Annotated in this window: 22 protein-coding genes; 14 read left to right on the top strand and 8 right to left on the bottom strand. The window is 67.7% G+C overall.

Annotated features, from left to right (window positions below; genetic code table 11):
* The first annotated feature begins 44 nt into the window (after positions 1–44).
* Complete coding sequence (locus GGR36_RS14200) at positions 45–845, top strand: YaeF family permuted papain-like enzyme (protein WP_207064442.1); 801 nt, start codon at positions 45–47, stop codon at positions 843–845.
* A gap of 69 nt (positions 846–914) precedes the next feature.
* Here the strand turns inward: GGR36_RS14200 and GGR36_RS14195 are convergent, their stop codons facing one another.
* The gene (locus GGR36_RS14195) at positions 915–1,664 is read right to left on the bottom strand and encodes an energy transducer TonB (RefSeq protein WP_183635376.1); all 750 of its coding nucleotides are present in this window, start codon (positions 1,662–1,664) and stop codon (positions 915–917) included.
* 443 nt (positions 1,665–2,107) lie between these two features.
* Between GGR36_RS14195 and GGR36_RS14190 the strand changes: the two genes are divergently transcribed.
* Positions 2,108–3,121: a hypothetical protein gene (locus tag GGR36_RS14190; protein ID WP_183635375.1), complete on the top strand. Its 1,014-nt coding sequence runs from the start codon at positions 2,108–2,110 to the stop codon at positions 3,119–3,121.
* 28 nt (positions 3,122–3,149) lie between these two features.
* Here GGR36_RS14190 and GGR36_RS14185 read toward each other — a convergent pair whose 3' ends face one another.
* Both GGR36_RS14185 and GGR36_RS14180 read right to left on the bottom strand, forming a co-directional pair.
* Complete coding sequence (locus GGR36_RS14185) at positions 3,150–4,730, bottom strand: GGDEF domain-containing protein (protein ID WP_183635374.1); 1,581 nt, start codon at positions 4,728–4,730, stop codon at positions 3,150–3,152.
* Positions 4,731–4,814: 84 nt separating this feature from the next.
* Positions 4,815–5,363, bottom strand: coding sequence for a cytochrome b (locus tag GGR36_RS14180; RefSeq protein ID WP_183635373.1), 549 nt, complete (start codon positions 5,361–5,363; stop codon positions 4,815–4,817).
* Between the two features lie 152 nt (positions 5,364–5,515).
* On the opposite strand from GGR36_RS14180, the gene GGR36_RS14175 reads away from it, so the two are divergent.
* The gene (locus GGR36_RS14175; RefSeq protein ID WP_183635372.1) at positions 5,516–6,103 is read left to right on the top strand and encodes an ACP phosphodiesterase; all 588 of its coding nucleotides are present in this window, start codon (positions 5,516–5,518) and stop codon (positions 6,101–6,103) included.
* Positions 6,104–6,215: 112 nt separating this feature from the next.
* Positions 6,216–6,653 (top strand): pullulanase-associated domain-containing protein, encoded by a 438-nt coding sequence (locus GGR36_RS14170; RefSeq protein ID WP_183635371.1) that lies wholly within the window; start codon positions 6,216–6,218, stop codon positions 6,651–6,653.
* Between the two features lie 54 nt (positions 6,654–6,707).
* Here GGR36_RS14170 and GGR36_RS14165 read toward each other — a convergent pair whose 3' ends face one another.
* Entirely contained in the window at positions 6,708–7,952 is a 1,245-nt protein-coding gene (locus GGR36_RS14165) for a DUF1615 domain-containing protein (RefSeq protein ID WP_183635370.1), read from the bottom strand.
* 85 nt (positions 7,953–8,037) lie between these two features.
* On the opposite strand from GGR36_RS14165, the gene GGR36_RS14160 reads away from it, so the two are divergent.
* Together GGR36_RS14160 and GGR36_RS14155 are read left to right on the top strand one after the other, a co-directional pair.
* Complete coding sequence (locus tag GGR36_RS14160) at positions 8,038–8,256, top strand: RNA-binding S4 domain-containing protein (RefSeq protein WP_183635369.1); 219 nt, start codon at positions 8,038–8,040, stop codon at positions 8,254–8,256.
* Positions 8,253–8,570, top strand: coding sequence for a DUF3301 domain-containing protein (locus GGR36_RS14155; protein WP_221229591.1), 318 nt, complete (start codon positions 8,253–8,255; stop codon positions 8,568–8,570). The genes GGR36_RS14160 and GGR36_RS14155 overlap by 4 nt, the downstream gene beginning before the upstream one ends.
* A gap of 15 nt (positions 8,571–8,585) precedes the next feature.
* On the opposite strand, the gene GGR36_RS14150 is transcribed toward GGR36_RS14155, so the two are convergent.
* Positions 8,586–9,155, bottom strand: a complete 570-nt coding sequence (locus tag GGR36_RS14150) for a hypothetical protein (RefSeq protein ID WP_183635368.1) — start codon at positions 9,153–9,155, stop codon at positions 8,586–8,588.
* A 163-nt stretch (positions 9,156–9,318) separates the two neighbouring features.
* Between GGR36_RS14150 and GGR36_RS14145 the strand changes: the two genes are divergently transcribed.
* The 3 genes from GGR36_RS14145 to GGR36_RS14135 are packed head-to-tail and all read left to right on the top strand — an operon-like array spanning position 9,319 to position 11,599.
* Positions 9,319–10,260 carry an isoaspartyl peptidase/L-asparaginase family protein gene (locus GGR36_RS14145; RefSeq protein ID WP_183635367.1) on the top strand — a complete coding sequence of 314 codons (942 nt, stop codon included), beginning with the start codon at positions 9,319–9,321 and terminating at the stop codon, positions 10,258–10,260.
* Complete coding sequence (locus GGR36_RS14140; RefSeq protein ID WP_183635366.1) at positions 10,257–10,664, top strand: VanZ family protein; 408 nt, start codon at positions 10,257–10,259, stop codon at positions 10,662–10,664. Before GGR36_RS14145 ends, GGR36_RS14140 begins: the two co-directional genes overlap by 4 nt.
* Positions 10,649–11,599: a DMT family transporter gene (locus tag GGR36_RS14135; RefSeq protein ID WP_420847493.1), complete on the top strand. Its 951-nt coding sequence runs from the start codon at positions 10,649–10,651 to the stop codon at positions 11,597–11,599. Before GGR36_RS14140 ends, GGR36_RS14135 begins: the two co-directional genes overlap by 16 nt.
* 27 nt (positions 11,600–11,626) lie before the next feature.
* Here the strand turns inward: GGR36_RS14135 and GGR36_RS14130 are convergent, their stop codons facing one another.
* Positions 11,627–12,376 (bottom strand): GGDEF domain-containing protein, encoded by a 750-nt coding sequence (locus tag GGR36_RS14130; protein WP_183635365.1) that lies wholly within the window; start codon positions 12,374–12,376, stop codon positions 11,627–11,629.
* 126 nt (positions 12,377–12,502) lie between these two features.
* On the opposite strand from GGR36_RS14130, the gene GGR36_RS14125 reads away from it, so the two are divergent.
* Positions 12,503–12,895, top strand: a complete 393-nt coding sequence (locus GGR36_RS14125; RefSeq protein WP_183635364.1) for an S-adenosylmethionine decarboxylase family protein — start codon at positions 12,503–12,505, stop codon at positions 12,893–12,895.
* Here GGR36_RS14125 and GGR36_RS14120 read toward each other — a convergent pair.
* On the bottom strand, positions 12,886–13,854 hold the full coding sequence (locus tag GGR36_RS14120; protein ID WP_183635363.1) for a helix-turn-helix domain-containing protein: 969 nt from the start codon (positions 13,852–13,854) through the stop codon (positions 12,886–12,888). The genes GGR36_RS14125 and GGR36_RS14120 overlap by 10 nt on opposite strands.
* Positions 13,855–13,953: 99 nt before the next feature.
* On the opposite strand from GGR36_RS14120, the gene GGR36_RS14115 reads away from it, so the two are divergent.
* The 3 genes from GGR36_RS14115 to GGR36_RS14105 all read left to right on the top strand — a co-directional run bounded on the left by GGR36_RS14115 (position 13,954) and on the right by GGR36_RS14105 (position 16,107).
* Positions 13,954–14,379 carry a rhodanese-like domain-containing protein gene (locus GGR36_RS14115; RefSeq protein WP_183635362.1) on the top strand — a complete coding sequence of 142 codons (426 nt, stop codon included), beginning with the start codon at positions 13,954–13,956 and terminating at the stop codon, positions 14,377–14,379.
* Positions 14,372–14,608, top strand: coding sequence for a DUF1272 domain-containing protein (locus GGR36_RS22325; protein ID WP_183635361.1), 237 nt, complete (start codon positions 14,372–14,374; stop codon positions 14,606–14,608). The genes GGR36_RS14115 and GGR36_RS22325 overlap by 8 nt, the downstream gene beginning before the upstream one ends.
* 104 nt (positions 14,609–14,712) lie before the next feature.
* On the top strand, positions 14,713–16,107 hold the full coding sequence (locus GGR36_RS14105) for a DUF1996 domain-containing protein (protein WP_183635360.1): 1,395 nt from the start codon (positions 14,713–14,715) through the stop codon (positions 16,105–16,107).
* Between the two features lie 292 nt (positions 16,108–16,399).
* Here the strand turns inward: GGR36_RS14105 and GGR36_RS14100 are convergent, their stop codons facing one another.
* Entirely contained in the window at positions 16,400–17,344 is a 945-nt protein-coding gene (locus GGR36_RS14100; protein WP_183635359.1) for a LysR family transcriptional regulator, read from the bottom strand.
* Positions 17,345–17,470: 126 nt separating this feature from the next.
* Here GGR36_RS14100 and GGR36_RS14095 point away from each other — a divergent pair, with 126 nt between their 5' ends.
* On the top strand, positions 17,471–18,619 hold the full coding sequence (locus GGR36_RS14095) for an iron-containing alcohol dehydrogenase (protein WP_183635358.1): 1,149 nt from the start codon (positions 17,471–17,473) through the stop codon (positions 18,617–18,619).
* Positions 18,620–18,669 lie beyond the last annotated feature (50 nt).

The following is an 18,669-nucleotide window of genomic DNA, read 5'->3' as shown; positions in this document are numbered from 1 at the left end:
ACGCCGTCTGGTTCAATCGCGCGTCCATCCGAGAGGGTTTTGCCGTGTTCCAACGCTTGTTCCTGATGCTCGTGCTGTTGAGCTGTACTGCCTGCGCCACCCAGGTCGCCCGCGATCCCTTGCAGGCCATGGAACCCGGCGGCGAGAAGCCGATTGCCTTTCAGAACCCCAACCTGACGCCCCAACAAGGCGGCCTGCTCATCGGCTCGCAACTGCTACACGCCGGCGACATCCTCCTTTCGGCCGCGCACGGCGTCACTTCCGCCGGCATCCGCCTGTTCACGCTTGCGCCAGTCAGTCATGCGGCGCTGTACATCGGTGATGACCAGGTCGCCGAGGCGGTGGGCGAGGGGGTGCGCGTGCGCTCGGTGCGCGAGGTGCTGGACGAGGAATCGGTGGTCGTCGCCTTCCGCCACCCTGCGGTGGACGCGAGCGCTGCGGCGAAGATGCGCAGCTTTGCCCAGGCGCAGGTCGGCCACCCGTACAACTTCGTCGGTGTGCTGATGCAGGCGCCGTTTTCCGTCGAGCGCCGCGTGTGCGAGCTGCCGACGCTGCCGGCGTCCTTGCGCGATGCGTGCATCACCGGGCTGGCGACGGTCCAGCTTGGCTTCGATCGCGGCGACGACAGCCGCTTCTTCTGCTCGCAGTTCGTGCTGGAGGCCTACCGCGAGGCCGGCGTACCGATCACCAAGGCGGATCCGACCTGGGTCTCGCCGGCCGACATCCTGCACATGCGCGAAGGCGATGTGTCGTCGATCCGGATCGAGCAGCCGCTCAGCTATGTCGGCCACCTGAAGCTGCCGGAAGCCCAGCCGGCCCCGGTTTTGCCACCCAACGGCGCCTGAGCGCGCGGGCAGCGGCGGCAGCAAAGCAAACGGGGCGCATCGGCGCCCCGTTCTTCTTGTTCGCCGCGCTTATTCCGTGGCGTCGACCAGCTGAAGTTCCACGCGCTGCGGCACCACCTGCCCCGGCGGGTTGTAGCGCCATTGCTTGATCGCATCGAGCACCGGCTGGCGCAATGAAGGACTGCTGACCTGCAGCACCTCGGCGTCCGCCACCGAGCCGTCGGCGGCGACGTTGAAGCGCACGGTTGCACTCTGGGCGCCGCGCAGCTTGCGTTTGACCGCCGGCGCGATGTCCGGCTCCACCATCGTCACGAGGGTGGGTTGCGGCGGCGGCGCCGCCACCACGGCCTCCGGCGCCGGTGCGGCCGGCTTGGCGACATCCACCGCCGGGGTTGCCACCGCGACCTGTGCGGGTTCGGCGGGCGCATCGGACGGCTTGCTGTCGCCGCCGGGTTTGGCGGACGCCGTTGCCGGGGCTGCAGCCTTGGGCTTGACGGTTGCCGCGGTCGCCGCCGCGGCGGGTGCCGGCGCAGGCGGCGGGCTGGCGGGTTTGGCTTCCTTCGCTGGCGCGGGTTTTTTCTCCTTCGAGGCGTCCATCTGCAGGATGAAACGCATCGGCCCTTCCGCCTGGCGGCGTGTGGCCTCGGAAACCTCGCTTTCGGACATGACTTGCGGCATGGCCTTGCTGCCGGTCTGCGCCAGCGCCGGCGCTTGCCAGACTGCGATCACAAACTGGGCGGTAATCAGCGCCGCGATCTTGTGTTTTCCAGATACGCGCTGACCGACATACCCCTCCCGACCTGCCCTGATGCTCTTCAATCGAACGACTCCCCAGTTCAAGAATCCGTTGGTCGCAGCGGGTCGCCGCGGCCAGCATCGCGCCGAACGGTCTTCGGCGCCAGATTTGAGAGAAGCAAAAAATACGCCGAATACGGCGCACCGAATTCCTGGCCCCCATTTCGGTTCTCCGCCCCGGATGCTGGCTCGCGTCCCCCCGGAGGCAAGCCAAGCATCAGCACATGGGCCGGAGAAGGCACGATGGCCGGTCTGGTCTCCCCTTGGCCATTGTCGCGTGCAAGGCGTCCCGCTTACAACTTGCGCTGCATCAAATCGCGAAAATTGCGATTCTGAGTTGCGCCCTGCACCACGGCCGTGCGTGTCGCCCAGCGCGGGTGCCGTGCCCTGCTTGATCCAGATGCTGGCTGCGCCGCGCGAAGTGGATCAACATGGACACCTCTGGATGCAAGGGTGCGGGGGCTGACATGGGTTTGTTCGATTGGCTGCGAAAGCGCGAAGAGGCGACACCCGGTGCCGAGGCGGTTGCGCCGCAACTGGTGCGCGAGGCGACCGACTACCTGGTGCGCCAGACCGACCCGCGCCTTGCGTTGTGCGCAAGGCACTATGAACGACTTGCGCCCGGCATCGAGGCGACCATCCGCCACATCGTCACAGGCGTTCGGAGCCTGCCCGAACCCTGCGACGCGCACCCCGAGCACTGGGCAAGTTCGCCTGAGCTGGCGGCCTTCTTTGTTTCCGCCGATGATCTGACGACCGCCTTCAGTCGCTCCGAGCCCCTGCAGCGGCTCTTCGACGACAACCCGGTGCTCGATGTCGCGTACGCCACACTGGCGACCACGCTGATCGAGCGCAAGGGCCTCGGTATGGCGATGGAAGGCGAGATCCTGCGGCGTGATGTGGTGCAGACCAGCGTCAGCTTCACCAACCCGCGGGTGCAACTGGTGGCCAGCGAGCCCGATGAGCTGCGGCGGGCGATTGCCTACCGCATGTTCGAGGAACTCGCGATGGTCGCGCTCGAACGCATCGAGGCACTGCGCAGTGAACGCAAACAGCTGTCGGACGACCGCGCGCTGTTGCAGACGCGCCTGCAGATGCTGCACGGGCATGGCACCGGTTTCGACGTACAGCATGTGGAAGATGCCGACGGCCTGCAAGCCAGGATGGAAGAGAACACCCGCGCACTGGCCGCGGCGGGCGCCGGCGTCGATGCGCTGGAGCGCGAGCTGGACGTCGTGATTGGCGTGCTGCAGTCGTCCGCGGATCTGGTGACGATTCATCAGCGCACGATGCGGCTGACGGCGATGAACCTGCTGGTCGAAGGCCAGAGCAGCGAAGCCGTGCGCGAGATCCGCTTTGGCTGCGCACATGCCGAGCGGATCCGCCCGCTCACCCGCGCGGTGCTGCTGGTGCGCTATCCGCGCAGCGGCATGCGCAAGGTGACGATGAGCTTCGCCGAAGCGAGCCGTCTGCCGATCTGAAATCGGCCGCCCTGCGCGGTCGCTTGCTTCAATCGGGGATGCTGCGATCGGCCAGGGTGCAGCGGTTCCGGCCGGCGCGCTTGGAGGCGTAAAGCGCGTCGTCGGCAGCGACCATCAGTTCCATCATCGTCGGATAGGCCGGGAAATGCGCGATGCCGGCACTGAAGGTGGATGCGAACATGCCCTGATCGGTCTGATGGAAGATGCCGCCGAAGCCCTTGCGCAGGGTTTCGACACGCTCAAGGGCATCTTCAGGCGTGCTGTCGAACAGCACAACCACGAATTCTTCGCCGCCATAGCGGCCGACCACGTCCGAGCGCCGCATGCGCTGGCGCAGGAAGCGCGCGAGCGCCTTGATCACCTTGTCGCCGGTGGTGTGGCCGTAGGTGTCGTTGACCTGCTTGAAGTGGTCGATGTCGAGGATCGCGTAGCTGACCGGCACGCCCTGGCGGTCGGCCAGCAGCAGGGTTTGCTGCAACAGCGTCTTGGTCTTCACATGATTGAACAGCCCGGTCAGGCTGTCTTCCACCATCAGGCGGCGCAGGCCGCGGTAGCGCTCGGCCTTGCTGACCACGGCGTTGACCAGCTGCGCGGCCGAGATCGGCTTGGTCAGGAAGTCGTCGCCGCCCTGGCGCATCGCTTCCTGCTGCACTTCCTCGCTGGTCTCGCTGGTCAGGTAGGCGATCGGAATCGATTCGAAGGCCTTGTTCTGGCGGATGATGCGCGCCACTTCCAGCCCGGTGCAGCCGTCCATGTGGAAGTCCAGCAGCAGCACGTCGGGCGCGAAATCCATCAGGGTTTCGAGGATGCGCGAAGGTTCGCGCAGACCGCGCATGTGGATGTTCGGAAACTGGCTGAGAATGCGCTCGACCGTGGCCAGCACGGTGGGTGAATCGTCCAGCGCGAGTACGCGGTAGGGCTCGTCTTTGGATTCGAAGGCCAGCGGGTCGACCGCATCCACCAGCGTATTCACGGTCAGCGGCGCGACAAAGAAGCCTTGCGCATCATGGCGCACCGCCTGCAGGCGAACCTTGAAGCTGCCCTCGGGCGAGAGCGCAAACCACTTCAGGTTGCAGCGGTTCAGTTCGGTCACGACGGCCGAAGTTTCCTCGTCGAGGGTGCCGTCGAGCTCGGCGACCACGGCCACCGCGCGGTTCATCACCGCATAGCGCACGCCATGACGGAACTGGGTGAACACCTTGAAGGTGTAGCCGTAGTGCACCATCTGCGCCAGCAGCTCGTGGTACGGCGCAATTTCCTTGGCCAGCAACACCACCAGCGGCAGCGTGTCGTCACCGGCGCTGCGTTCCGGCGCACGGGCACGCTGCGAAAGCGCCGCGCGCACCGCGGCGAAGACGCCCGGCAGTAACTGGTCGACGCGCGCCTTTTCGGCATCGCCGGGCTGGCGCAGCGCGGTCAGCAGGTCCACCAGCGGCGCGATCGCCGTTTCCACTTCATCGAGCTCGCCGTCGCGGGCAAGCGCAGCGAGCCGATCGCAGTGCGACGCGAAAACCGACCACCGCGCGTTGTCATGGCTGGCCTGCCAGACAGGGCGCCAGGATTGCACCAGGGCGTTCCAGGCAGAGTGAAGCTCGACGCGGTTGATCATCGGCGGTGAGGGGCAGTTGGCGGAAACAAGACGAATTTACGACAATCCGGGCCGAAGCTTTTGGCCTGGACGCGCATCATCGCATTAACGCCGCGGCGGCAACATCCTTGTGAGCGTGTCGTCGCGCTGGATGCGGTGATGCACCACGGCAGCGGCCACATGCGCCAGCACCAGCAGGATCATCGCGTTGCCCATCAGCTCGTGCAGCGATTCCAGCGTTTCATGCAGATCATCGTTCGGCGCGATCAGCGCGGGCAGCGACACGCCGAGCAGGGTCACCACGTCGCCATGCGCCTGGCGCATCGCGATGCCGCTCAGCGGCAGGGCCAGCAGCAGGGCATAGAAAACGAAGTGCATCGCGTGCGCGAGGCCGTTCTGCCAGGCGGGCGGCGGCGGCGTGATCGATGGCAGCACTTGGGTGAAGCGCCAGAAGAGGCGCGGCAGCGTCAGCACCAGCACGAGTGCGCCGGCCTGCATGTGCAGGATCGCGGTGAGCGAACGTGCACTGCTGCCTTTCTCGAAGAAGTCGTGCGATTCGATCAGCCCGATGGCGGCGACCACCAGCAAGGCCGACAACCAGTGCAAAGCCCGTGCGACCGGCCCGAATTGCCGTTCCGTGTTCCCCAGTGACATGCGCTTCCCCCCCCCCGGATGATTGATGCGAACCCGCGACCCTATCGGCGCCATGCGCGAGCGACATTGACCTGCAACAAACGCCTGCTTATGCAGAATTTGCCCGATCGCGGCCTTGCGCGCACGCTCACGATGCCACCGATGGGACTCACGTGAATTATCTCGCACATGCCTTCCTTGCCGGCCCCGCAGCGGCCGATCGTGTTGGCGGCATTGCCGGCGATTTCGTCAAAGGCCTGCTGCCGGGCACGCTGCCGCCGGATCTTGCCGCCGGTGTTGCCCTGCATCGTGCGATCGACGTCTGGGCCGAGCAGCACCCGGCCTTCCGTGCCAGCCGCGCGCGGGTCAGCGCCGGGCGCCGACGCTACGCCGGCATTCTCGTCGACCTGTTCTACGACCACTTCCTTGCGCGGCACTGGCCGCGCTTCCATCCGCAGCCGCTGACGCGCTTCACTGCGGAAGTCTACGCCGCGGCGTCGGCGCGTGCGCACGAACTGCCGGTCCGTTTCGCTGCAGTCCTGCCGCACATGTGCGACCACGATTGGCTGGCGGCCTACCGCGAGCGCGCGCATGTGGCTGCTGCCCTCGACGGCATGAGCCGGCGCCGCGCCCGCCAACCCAACCCGCTGGCGGGTGCGATCGAGGAACTCGATGCCTGCCCCGCCGGATTCGAAGCCGACTGCCTGGATTTCCTGCCCGATGCGCTGGCTTTCGTTGCCGCCCGTCGCGCAGGGGCTTGATCGAGAGGGGCAACGGCAACTACGATCAGGTTCGCGGCGCAAATCCCTGCGACACTGTCAATATCAATCACCGCTACACCGTCAGATCCACCACACCCGAAGCCCGACCACCATGAAAAAGACAATGATCTCGCTGCTGGCCGTTGCCCTCCTCGGCACCTCGGTCGCTTACGCTGAAGAGCAGGACACCTCTGATCTGCCGGAAAAGCCCACCGGTCTGCAGCCGTGGACCTTGCGCGTGCACTACCAGCGCGACAACAAGGACTACGAGGGCTGGGGCGTTTATGCCTGGAAGGGCCCGCGCACCGGCGCGCCGAAGTGGCCCGGCAACTGGCGCTTCAACCGCAAGGACGCGTTCGGCGTGTTCTACGATGTGCCGCTGGGCGAAGGCGCGACGATGATGGAATTCCTCATCACCGACGGCAAGGGCAACAAGAACTGCCCCAACGATCAGAAGCTCGAGCTCGCCAGCTCGCTCGCCCAGAAGGGTCAGGAAGTCTGGCTGCGCCAGGGCGAATGCAAGATCCACGCGACCAAGCCGAAGAACTGATTCGCCTTTCTCGCCGCGCGAAAGCCCGCTGCCTCCACAGCGGGCTTTTTCGTTTCAGCGCGCCATGCAGCGCTGCCAGCGCCCATCCACCCGATGCGCGAACCATTCGGTGGTGAGCTTGCGGGTGATCTTCGGGCTTTCGAGGCGGATCTGCGGCATCTGTTCGCGCGGCACTGCGCGCCCGGCGGCGCGGTCGGCCAGCGTCATGACCCGCGACCAGGTCGGCGACTGCGCGAAGGCGTACTGTTTTTCCAGCAGCAGATCGCGGCGGATGTCGGCGGCGCTCAGGCCCAGCCTTGGCGCGATGCTGCGCAGCGCGGCTTCGGTATTGCTCTCCGCCTTCAGCGGCTTGCCGTCTTCGTAGCGCAGCAGGTCGCCGTCGAGCGCGAGCTGGCGTCCGCTCAGGCGCGCCACCGCCGCCTGGAAGGCCGCATCGCGCGCGGCATAACGGCCAGCGTTGAAATCCGCGAAGCGGTACAGCATCGAGGGGTAGTTCGCTGGGTAATCGAGCAGGATCGCGATGCCGAAGTAGACCCCGCCGCGGCGGGTGAACACCTCGTCGCGCACCGCGCCGTGACGCGGATACGGGAAGGTATGCGTGCTCAGGTGCTCTTCGGCGAAGGCCACCGACACCTGCATCGGCCCGCCGGTGCGGATCGGATTCTTGTTGCCCAGCGCCTTCGCGAATTCCGGTAGTTCCGCGACCATCTCGTTGAACAAGGCGTTCATTTCGCGCTCGGTGCGCAGTGCGTCGATGCGCTGGCCATAGGTAAGACCGTTGCGCGAGCGTTTGAGCAGGGCGAGGTCGACCACCACCGTCGGCACCAGATACCCCGCCGCCTTCTTGTACAGCTCGCTGCGCACGATGCGGCCCAGCCCCGGCACCGGTGGGTCGGCGACGAAGCTCGATTCCTGCTCGATCACCGAGATCGCGGCGCAGAAGTGCTCGCGCGTGGGCGGCAGCTGCAAGGCGGCGAAGGCACGGAAGATGTCCTCGGCCCAGCCCTGGCGATCCTGCGCCGAGGGCGGGATCAGACGCAGCAGTGTGGCGACGCCTTCGCGCTCGCTCGGATACGCCGGGCGTGGCGGCACCGCGGGAACTGGCGGCAAGGGCGTCGTCGGCACGCGTGCTGCCTCGCCCTGCGGCGCCTGTGGCGGCGATGCGGTGCTGCCTTCCACCGCTGGCGGCCGATCGGTCGCCGGGGGTGCCGCCACCGGGCCGGGCGGCGCGCTGACACAGGCGGCGAGCAGCAGAGGCGCGATGGGCAGGAGCAGGCTGGCGACGCGGGGGCAATGCATCTTCGGCGGGGGGTCGGGGCAGAGCCGCGATGATAAGCGAGCGGACGCGGTAAGCTTGGCGCCTTCCCGCTACGCCCGCACGATCATGGCCGAACATACCTTCCCGCTCACTCGCCCGCATGTCGCCTTGTGCGACCTGCTCAAGCTGCTCGCGCTCGCCGACTCCGGCGGTCATGCCAAGACCCTGATCGCGGAAGGTCTGGTCACCGTCGACGGCAAACTCGAAACGCGCAAGACGCGCAAGCTCACCGGCGGCGAGGTGGTGCGCCTCGGCGGCGAAACGATCCGGGTGAAGGCGACATGATCGACGCGTGGGAATTGGGCGCCCTGCTGTTGCTGGCCGGGGCGGTGTGGCTGTGGCTCGACAGCCTGCGCGCGCGCGATGCCGGCATCGTCGCCGCACGCAAGACCTGCGAACACGAAGGCGTGCAGCTGCTCGACGAGACCGTCGCGATCGCGAAGATCCGCCTCGCCCGCAACGACGACGGCCAGCTGCGCCTGCAGCGCACCTATCGCTTCGAGTTTTCCGACACCGGCAACAATCGTCGCAACGGTGAAGTCACGCTGGTGGGTGCGGAAGTGGTCAGTCTCTACACCGGGCCGCACCTGCTGCACTGAGTGTTTGGCGGCGCTTCAACGGCGGCGGTGTTGCCCCTGTTGCCCTGCTTGACCATTGCCGTCCATGCCGCCGTGCGGGCCACCTTGTTCGATGCTGTCGGCCAGCAAGGGCACAGTGGCTGGAAGCATCTCGTCGGCAACGCCACGCTGGCGTGCATCGAGCTCGCGATACAGCCGAGCGGCGGCATCGCTGAGCTGATCGAGCGCCGCGAGGCGATTGCGCAGCGGCGCGATGCGATCGTCGATGCGATGCAGCGCGTCGGCCTGCGCCGACTCGGCGTGCGGACGCTGCATGTCGCTCATCAGCGCCTGCAGGCGGTCGGTGTAGGCGAGCCAGTAGGGCTCCTGGCGGCGATCGAGCCGCAGCGCCTCGTGCAGCAGATCCAGTTGCAGCGCCAGCGTGTCCTGCGGACGGTTCATCCCGCCAGGCCCGCCCGCCATGCCGCCCGGTCCGCCGGGTCCCCCGCGTTGCGGGCGTGTGTCGCCCGAGGGCGGCCCGCCGCGACCCTGATCGGGGCCGCACTGGTTCGCGCAGCCGGTGGCGAGTGCACAGGCGAGCAGGGTGGTTGTGAGCGTGCGCAGCATGGTGACGTGACCGGTAGTTCGAGGATAGCCGCCACTGTAGTGGACGGCCCGGCGCGAACTGCGCCTCACCCGGGTGCAGATGCAAGCGGATGTAAGACGCGGACCCGGCGCGGCAACGCCGCACCTCTACAATCGCCGATCCGAAACCGATTGCAGGCATGACATGAGCTTTTCCATCGCCATTCACGGCGGCGCCGGCACGATCCTGCGCAGCGAGATCCAGCCGGAAGAAGAGGCGCGCATCCGCGCCGGCCTCGCGCATGCGCTCGAGCAAGGCCGTGCGGTCTTGCGCGCCGGCGGCGCCGCACTCGACGCGGTGCAGGCGGCGGTGATGGCGCTCGAAGACGACCCCTGCTTCAACGCCGGGCGCGGCGCGGTATTCAACGACGCCGGTTTTGTCGAACTTGAAGCCGCGGCCATGGACGGCGCGACCCGCGCCGCCGGCACGGTGACCGGCCTGCGGCGGGTGCGCAACCCGGTCTGCGCCGCGCGCGAAGTGATGCGCCGCACGCCGCATGTGACGCTCGGCTTCGAAGCCGCAGAGCGCTTTGCCGAGGCCTGCGGACTGCCGCTCGAAGACGCCGCGTATTTCCACACCGACAAGCGCTGGGCCGCGCTGCAGCAGGAACTGGCGCGCATCGCGGCCGGCGGCGACGCGTCGCAGGCCTCGGAGCAGGTCAAGCACGGCACCGTCGGCGCGGTGGCGCGGGACGCACAGGGCCGCCTTGCCGCCGCGACGTCGACCGGCGGTCGCACCGCGAAGATGGCGGGCCGTATCGGCGACACCCCGGTGATCGGTGCCGGCACCTGGGCTGACGAGACGGTGGCAGTGTCGGCCACCGGGCATGGCGAATCCTTCGTGCGCGGCGCGCTGGCGCATGAGATCTCGGCGCGCATGCGCCTTGCCGGCCAGTCGCTGGCCGATGCGGCAGAAGCCGTGGTGATGCAGGAACTGGGGGCGCTCGCCGGCACCGGCGGCATCATCGCGGTCGACCGCAACGGCACCATCGTCACGCCGTTCAACTGTGAAGGCATGTACCGCGCCTGGGCTGTTGATGATGCGCCGCCGCAGGTGGCGATTTACCACGAGGAGGCGCGGGCATGAGCGGCGAGCAGCCCGACTACCCGCGCCTGTGGTGGGGCATCGGCTGGGCGCTGGTGCTGGCGGTGATCGTGATGTCGCTGGCGCCCAAGGCGCCCGAAATACCCGGCGACCGCGGCAACTGGAGCGGCCACCTGATCGCCTACGGCACGCTCGGCGGCTGGTTCGCGCGCCTGATCCCCGGTGCGTCCGGCCGGTTGCGGCTGGTGGTGATTCTCGCCGCGATGGGGGTGCTGATGGAGATCCTGCAGGGTCTCAGCGGTTATCGCACCTACGATCCGCTCGACATGCTGGCCAACACCTGCGGCGCGCTGTTGGGCGTTGCGCTGTCGCCGCCGCGGGTGCCGAGCGGCCTGCCTCTGCTGGCGCGTTTTGTCGCGCGTGTCGTGGCGTGGTCGCGGCGGTGAAGCAGGGCCTGGTCGAGGGCGTGCTCTGCGCGCTGGGCGCCGGACTCTTCTGGGGGCTGGTCTTCGTCGCGCCGCGCATGCTGCCGGACTACCCGCCGACGATGCTCGCCTTCGGGCGTTACCTCGCCTTCGGTGCCATCGCCTTGCCGCTCGCCTGGCGCGACCGCGCGCGGCTTGCGAGCCTCACCCGTGCCGACTGGCGCATGGCCTTCGAGCTCGCGCTGAGCGGCAACATCCTCTACTACCTCTGCCTCGCCAGCGCGATCCAGCTGGCCGATGCGCCGCTGCCGACCCTGATCATCGGCACACTGCCGGTCGTCATCGCGCTGCTGGGTAATGCGCGTGACGCTACCTTGCCGTGGTCTCGCCTGCTGCCGCCGCTGGCGTTGATCGCCGCCGGCATCGCGCTGGTCAATCGTCAGGAGCTCGCGCGCCTCGCGCCCGGCGCGGGTCGCGACTACGGCCTGGGCCTTGCCTTCGCGCTGGCGGCGCTGGTGTGCTGGACCTGGTACCCGCTGCGCAACGCACATTGGTTGAAGCGCAACACACGACTCGGTTCGGGCACCTGGGCCACCGCGCAGGGGCTCGCGACGCTGCCGCTCGCCTTGGCCGGCCTTGTCGGCGTGCTGCTCGTGGCGCCGCCAAGCGGATTCGCCTTGCCGCTCGGGCCGCGCCCGTTTGCCTACCTCGGCCTGATGTTTGCGATGGGGCTGTGCGCGTCCTGGCTCGGCACCTTGTTGTGGAACCGAGCGAGCCGGGTGCTGCCCGCTGCTTTGGCGGGGCAACTGATCGTGTTCGAAACCCTGGCCGCCTTCACCTACGCCTTCCTGTGGCGCGGGGAGTGGCCAGCGGCGTCCGCTTTCGCTGGCCTCGCGCTGATGCTTGCCGGTGTGGCGGCCGCCGTGTGGGCCGTGCGCCGGCACACCCGCGCGTGACGACTCGGCGTCGCTGCTGCCTGGGCGCTATGCGCCGTGGCCGGCGAGGTCGGCGCGCTTGAGCAGGCTGTCGAGCGCTTCGTCGCCTGGTTCGATGCTGGCGGCCTGCGTGCGCGCCTTGACGCTGACTTCGCCGCGGGCATAGGCGACCGGTGCTTTGTGCAGTTCCTGCACCAGGCGCGACGCAACCAGCGCCGCCGATGCCTGATCGGTTTCCGGCAGCAACAGCGCGAAGCGCCCGTTCTCGAAGCGGGCGACCACATCAAGCGTGCGGGTGCCCCCGAGGGCGATGCCGGCCATGCGGCGCAGCACCGCATCGCTGCCCTCGTGGCCGTGATGCGACACGATCGCGGCGAAGCTCTCGATCTCGATATGCAGCACCGACAAGGGGTGGTGATAGCGCCGCGCGCGGTCGAACTCGCGCTGCGCCATCTGCAGGAAGAAGCGCCGGTTGTAGGCGTGGGTGGTTTCGTCGATCTGCGCCAGCCGCGCCAGTTCGAGGCGCATCCCCTCGAGCGTTTGCAGCAGGCGCACGAAGGGCGCGAAGCACATCGGCACGGCCAGCAAAGGCCCGAGCGCCGCGATCAGCAGGATCGTGAGGCCCGGCAGGCTGCCTACCAGCACATGCGCCGACAGGGTCAGCGCCAGCGACAGCAGCACCGCGAGCCCGGTCGCCAGCAGCATGCTGCGGCGCGGGCCGAGGTGGAGCAGCGTGTCTGCAACGTGCCCCATACCGCTTCCCGGGGCGGGTCGACCGATATCGTGCAGCGCATCCATGGGACCTCCTTGCAAGGTCGAGGCGGCGGGCCGCACGCGGCGTAGCCCGCAGACGCCGCCAGCATACTGCGAACTGGGGCCGCCGTGCTGTGGCACCATCGCGTTTGCCACACCCGGACTGCCCCGATGCACGGACTTCACCTCACCGCCGATCTGCTCGACTGCGCCTGCGACGACGCGTTGCTGTGCGACACGGCGGCGCTCGCGGCGCTGTGCCGGCGCGAGACCGCCGCCGCGGGCCTGACCGTGGTGGCTGAACTGTTCCACCGTTTCCCCGCGCCGCAAACGGCACCGGCCGGTATCACCGGCGTGCTGCTGCTGGCCGAATCCCACCTCGCGGTGCACACCTGGCCGGAACTGCGTGGCGTCACGCTCGATGCCTACGTCTGCAACTATTCGGCCGACAACTCCGCGCGCGCCGAAGCCTTGATCGAAGCGCTGCTGCGCCACTTCCAGCCGCAACGCCTGTGCCGCAACCGCCTGTTGCGGGGCGCACTGATGGCGCCGCCTCAGGCCTGAAGCGCGCGCATCCGGAAACGCTGCCGGTAGGCCGCGGGCGATAAGCCCACTTCGCGGCGGAAGGCGGCACGCAGCGATTCCGCCGAGCCGTAACCGCAGGCGCTGGCAATGTCGTCCAGCGTGGCGTCGCCCGATTCCAGCATGGCCCGCGCGCGGCCGATCCGCAGCTGGCTCAGCCAGGCCATCGGCGTCAGAGCGGTGGCGCCGTGAAAGCGGCGCAGGAAGCTGCGCTCGCTCATCGCGGCGCGCTCGGCGAGGCGTGCCACGCTCAAGGGTTCGGCCAGATGCGCCTCGGCCCACGCCAGCACCGCATCGAAACGCTCACTGCGGCGTTGCGGGTAGGCGGCGGGGATGAACTGGCGCTGGCCGCCGTCGCGGTGCGGGGTCACCAGCATGCGTTGTGCGACCCGGTTGGCGATCGCGCTGCCGTAGTCCTGCGCGATCAGGTGCAGGCCGGCGTCGATGCCGGCGGCGCTGCCCGCGGCAGTAAGGATGCGGCCTTCCTCGACGTACAGCACATCCGGGTCCAGCCGTACCTGCGGGAACAGCGCAGCAAAGCGCTCGCAATGGCGCCAGTGGGTGGTGGCGCGGCGACCATCGAGCAGGCCGGCGTGACCGAGCAGGAAGGCGCCGGAGCAGATCGACATGAAGCGTGCGCCGCGCGCATCGGCCCGTTGCAGGGCAGCGAGCAGGGCGGCGGGCGGAGGTTCGGGATCGGTGCTCCAGCCCGGCACCACGATCAGGTCGGCGCGATCCAACGCATCGAGCCCGGTATCGCTGGCAAGGCGCAGTGCACCGGCAGCCTGCGCCGGGCCGTCGCCGGTGAGCAGCGTGTCGAACTGGTACCAGGGCACGCCCAGTTCCGGTCGCGCGAGGCCGAAGAGTTCCGCCGCAATGCCCAGCTCGAACAAGGCGACGCGCGGATGCAGCACGGCGAGGACGTGGGGCGCGGTGTTCATGTTGGCGGTCGTGCACCGTTTTGTGTCAGTGCCGCCACTGTAAGCCTGCAAGCGGCGCTACGACAATCGCTGCACCTGTCTCGCCCAAGGAGTTCCGCCATGCCCAGCCATGTTGCCGCCACCCCCGCCGCATCGCCCGCCGACGCCGTCCGCCATTTCGCCGCCCGCCTCGGTTTCGAGACCGACTGCTGGGATGTGCATGCCAGCCTTGCCGAAGGCGCGCAGGACTTCGTGCTGCTCGATGTGCGCGGCCCGGATCTGTATGCCCGCGGCCATGTCCCCGGCGCGATCAACCTGCCGCACGGCAAGATGACCGAGGGCGTGATGCGCCGCTTCCCGGCCGACACGCTGTTCGTCGTGTATTGCGCCGGGCCGCACTGCAACGGCGCCAACAAGGCCGCGTTGCGGCTGGCGCGGCTGGGTTTGGCGGTGAAGGAAATGATCGGCGGCATCACCGGTTGGGCCGACGAGGGCTTCGCGTTTGCCACCGGCGAGCAGCCGGGCGAGGTCGCCGACCATGCTTGAGCTGCGCCCGAACTGTGCGTGCTGTGACCGCGACCTGCCGCCCGACAGCACGGATGCGCGCATCTGCAGCTTCGAATGCACCTACTGTGCCGACTGCGCCACGGGTCGCTTGCAAGGTTGTTGCCCCAATTGCGGCGGCGAACTGCTGGCGCGCCCGCGGCGGCCGGCGGCCAGGCTCGCGGCCAACCCGGCTTCGGCGAAACGGATGCTTGACCCGCGCCCGGGCTGAACGCTGCCGCAGCAGCTTGGATGCCGTTCGTCAGTCATTTGTCATGACTCGCGGCGGGCTCGCTACACTGCGCGCCCGCCCTGATCCCGACGGAGTGCCGCGCAATGTCCCCAGCCCCCCGCCAGAACCTGTTCCTCGCCGGCCTTGCCGTGCTTCTCGCAAGCTGCATCCTGGTCGTTGCCTGCGGCGGCGGCGGTGGTAGCGGGGCGGCCAGCAACGGCAGCGCTGCGGGCAGCGGCGCAGCGGCTGGAGGTGGCGCATCTGGCGGCAGCGGCGTGACACCCACGCCACAGCCGACGCCTGCGCCCCCGGCCCCCGGCGACCTGCCGGCCGAACGCGCCGTGCTCAACCCGGTCACGCCCACCGCTTGGTTGCCGTGCAGCCCGGAGTACTTCGGCGGCTGCGACTTCGAGGGCCTGCGCGAAATCCGCTACGGTACCGATGGCAAGTGGCTCATCAAGCGCTACCTCAACAGCTTCCCCGGCTGGCACTGCAGCGCGGCCAACTTCGGCAGCGACCCCGCGCCGGGCGAGACCAAGCGCTGCGAGGTCGCCAACATCATGCTCACCGGCACCATCGCGGCGCCCAACGTCTGCTACGCCGGCGGCATGTGCCCGCAGATCGACCTCAAGGCGATCCCGATGGGGTCCGATGGCTTTGCCGAACTGCGGGTGCAGCCCACCACCGACCTCGGCACGCCGTCCAGCGATGGCGTCGGCGCCTTCCGCACCATCTGCGGCTTCTCGCACATGGCCTTCGACGATCCGATCGTGTTCCCCGGCAAACCGGGCATGTCGCACCTGCACGCCTTCTTCGGCAACACCGGTGCGAACGCCTATTCCACCGCGCAGACCCTTGCCGGCAGCGGCAACTCCACCTGTGCCGGCGGCATTGCGAATCGATCTGCCTACTGGGTGCCGGCGCTGATCGACACCGTGAGCCACAAGCCGGTCGTACCCAGCGACCCGATCTGGTACTACAAGACCGGCTACGGCGGCGTGAAGGCCGCCGACGTGCGGGCCATGCCGGCCGGCCTGCGCATGATCGCCGGCGACATGAAGGCCAAGGGCGCGCAGGACGTCGCCAACTGGTCCTGCCGCAGTTCGCCGGAACACTTCGCGACGATTCCGAACTGCGCGGTGGGCGACAACGTGCAGATGTCGGTGCGCTTCCCGCAGTGCTGGGACGGCGTCAACCTCGACTCGGCCAACCACAAGAGCCACATGGCCTATCCCACCGGCAGCGGCTGCCCGGCCACCCACCCGGTCGCGCTGCCCGAGATCACGCTCAACGTGCTCTACCTCGTCCGCACCGCCGACGCGCCGCTGAACTGGCGCCTGTCGTCCGACGACTTGTCGCTGCCGGCCGGCTATTCGGTGCACGCCGACTGGTTCGACGGCTGGAACCCGGAGATCCGCGACACCTGGATCAAGCACTGCGACCAGGCCGCGGTGGATTGCCACGCCTACCTGCTGGGCGACGGGCGCACCCTTTATTGAGCCGCCAGCGGGGCGTTCTGCGACGCCCCTGCCGGTAAGCACACCTGAGCGAAGAGACCCCAATCTCAGGCGGCATGCTGCCTTCGCCGAGCGTGAACGGCCTGACTTCGTTTGAACTGCATGCTGCCGATGAACCGGCACTGCATGCTTTCTTCGAAGCGAATCCGGGCCTTTCGATGCGGTGAACGGTCAGCCGCCAGGCTGCAGGTAGTGCTTCCGCTGAATGGCTATTTGGGAGACGGCGTATCGGAAACCAGCCGGACGGTCTGCGCGCAGGACCTTTGCGCGGCCTTCAGGAAAAACGTCTGCTGGTGAGTTCCTCTGCGCTCAATACAAAGTCATTACTCCCGGTTAGCCGGTCGACCGCCAGATCGATGAAGCGCCGCACGCGCGCCGGCAGGGCACGGCTGCCGTAGTAGATGAACAGGCTGTAGCCGTCCGCCACATGCTCGGCCAGCAGCGGCACCAGTCGCCCGGCGCGGATGTGAGGCGCGGCCGTGGGCACGGCAAGCTGGCCGATCACTTCACCGGCCAGTACTGCGTGCAGTTCCAGCAGTTCGTCATTGGTGCTGAAAGCGGGCGACACCGGCCAGTCCAGCGTGCTCTCGTCGATCTTCAGGTGCCAGGGCACGAGGCGCCCTGTGCCGGGGTGGCGGAACACGCTACAGCGGTGTTGGTTCAGTTCATGGCGATTCTGCGGCACGCCGTACTTGCGCAGATAGCTCGGTGCGGCGCAAACGACCAGCTGCATTGGGAAGAGCCGGCGGGCAATCAGGCCTTCCTGCGGTGAAGAGCCGATGCGGAAGCCCACGTCGACGCGATCCTCGACCCAGTTGCCGATGCGGTCATCGAGCTGCACATCGGGCTGCACCTCGGGATACAGCCGGCAGTATTCCTGCAGTACCGGGCTGATCACCGGTTGCAGTACCGAGCGCGGGCCAACGATGCGCAATGGCCCGGCAAAGTCCTCGCGGGTCTGGCGCACGGCGAGCAGTGCCTGCTGCAGGCCGAGCAGGGAGGGCTGCGCCGCCTCCAGAAAACGCTGGCCTTCTTCGGTGAGCGCCATGCTGCGCGTGGTGCGGTGAAACAGGCGCACCCCCAGATGCTGCTCAAGCTGGCCCAGCGCCTTGCTGGCCGCCTGCGGCGAGATCTGCTGAGCCTCGGCGGCCTTGCTCAGACTGCCCAGCTCGGCGGTGCGGATGAAGGTGGTGATGGCGCGCAACTCGTTGATCGACATGACAGCACCCGGCTTATTTACAGTGATTGGTTGTAAATCATTCAATTCATATCCGTCTAGTTGAATGTTTGTGTGGATCCTAAAGTTCAGCCCATCAACTCAGCCTTCAATCCCAAGGAGAGACACATGGACAACTTTGTGTTCCACAACCCGACCACCATCGATTTCGGCACCGGCAAGGAGCAGCAGGTCGGCCAGCATCTGGCCGACCACGGCATCAAGAAGGTGCTGCTCACCTACGGTAGCGAGCGCATCAAGCGCGACGGCCTGTTTGACGCAGTGACAAAGAGCCTCGCCGCGCAGGGCATCGCCTGGGTCGAGTTCGGCGGCATCGTCAGCAACCCGGTGATCTCCACGGTGCGCGAGGCCATTGCGGTGGCGCGTACCCATCAGGTCGAGGCCGTGCTCGCCGTGGGCGGCGGTTCGGTGCTGGACAGCTCCAAGGCCATCGCGGCCGGTGTGCTGCATGACGGAGACGTGTGGGAGCTCTTCACGCGCGCCGCCACGATCAAGGCTGCGCTGCCGATCTTCAGTGTGCTGACGCTCGCCGCCACCGGCAGCGAGATGAACAGCGGCGCCGTGGTGACCAATGAAGAGACCAGGGAAAAGTTTGCGATTGGCTCGCCGCACACCTTCCCCAAAGTGTCGATCGTGAATCCTGCGCTGATGCAGACCGTATCGCGTGACTACCTCGTGTATTCGGCCTCCGACATCATTGCCCACTCGATCGAAGGCTACTTCACGGCCAAGGTGCAACCGCGCTTCCAGTCGCGCCTGGTCGAAGCGATCATCAAGACGGTGATCGAGACCACCGAGACCTTGCTGGCCGATCCCACAAACTACGGGGCGCGGGCCGAGTTCGCGTGGGCCTCCACGCAGGCGCTCAACGGCCTGATCTACTCCGGTACTGCCGGTTTCAGCTATCCGAACCACATGATCGAGCACGCGCTCTCGGCGCTGTTCAATGTGCCGCACGGTGCGGGCCTGTCGGTGATCATGCCGGCCTGGATGAAGTGGTACCACGGCCGCAACCCCGAGCAGTTCAAGCGCTTCGCCGAGGAAGTCTTCGGCCTGGACACCGCCGAGCAAGGCATTGCCGCGCTGGAGCAATGGTTCGACAAGATCGGCACGCCGACGCGCCTGTCGCAACTGGGCATCACCGAGGCCGACCTGCCGGCGACCATCGACAACGTGCTGGGCAACGCCAAGTGGTTCGGCATTGCCGAGATCTACACCCGCGACGTGGTCACCACCATCCTCAAGAACGCGCTGTAAGACAGCCGTTTCAGGCGGCCGTCATGCCGGCCGCCTGATGCGCTAACGAA

The sequence above is a fragment of the Niveibacterium umoris genome (assembly GCF_014197015.1).
Lineage (GTDB): Bacteria > Pseudomonadota > Gammaproteobacteria > Burkholderiales > Rhodocyclaceae > Niveibacterium > Niveibacterium umoris.
Note: the sequence above shows the minus strand (reverse complement) of the source record. Positions and strands in the feature narration are given on the sequence as shown.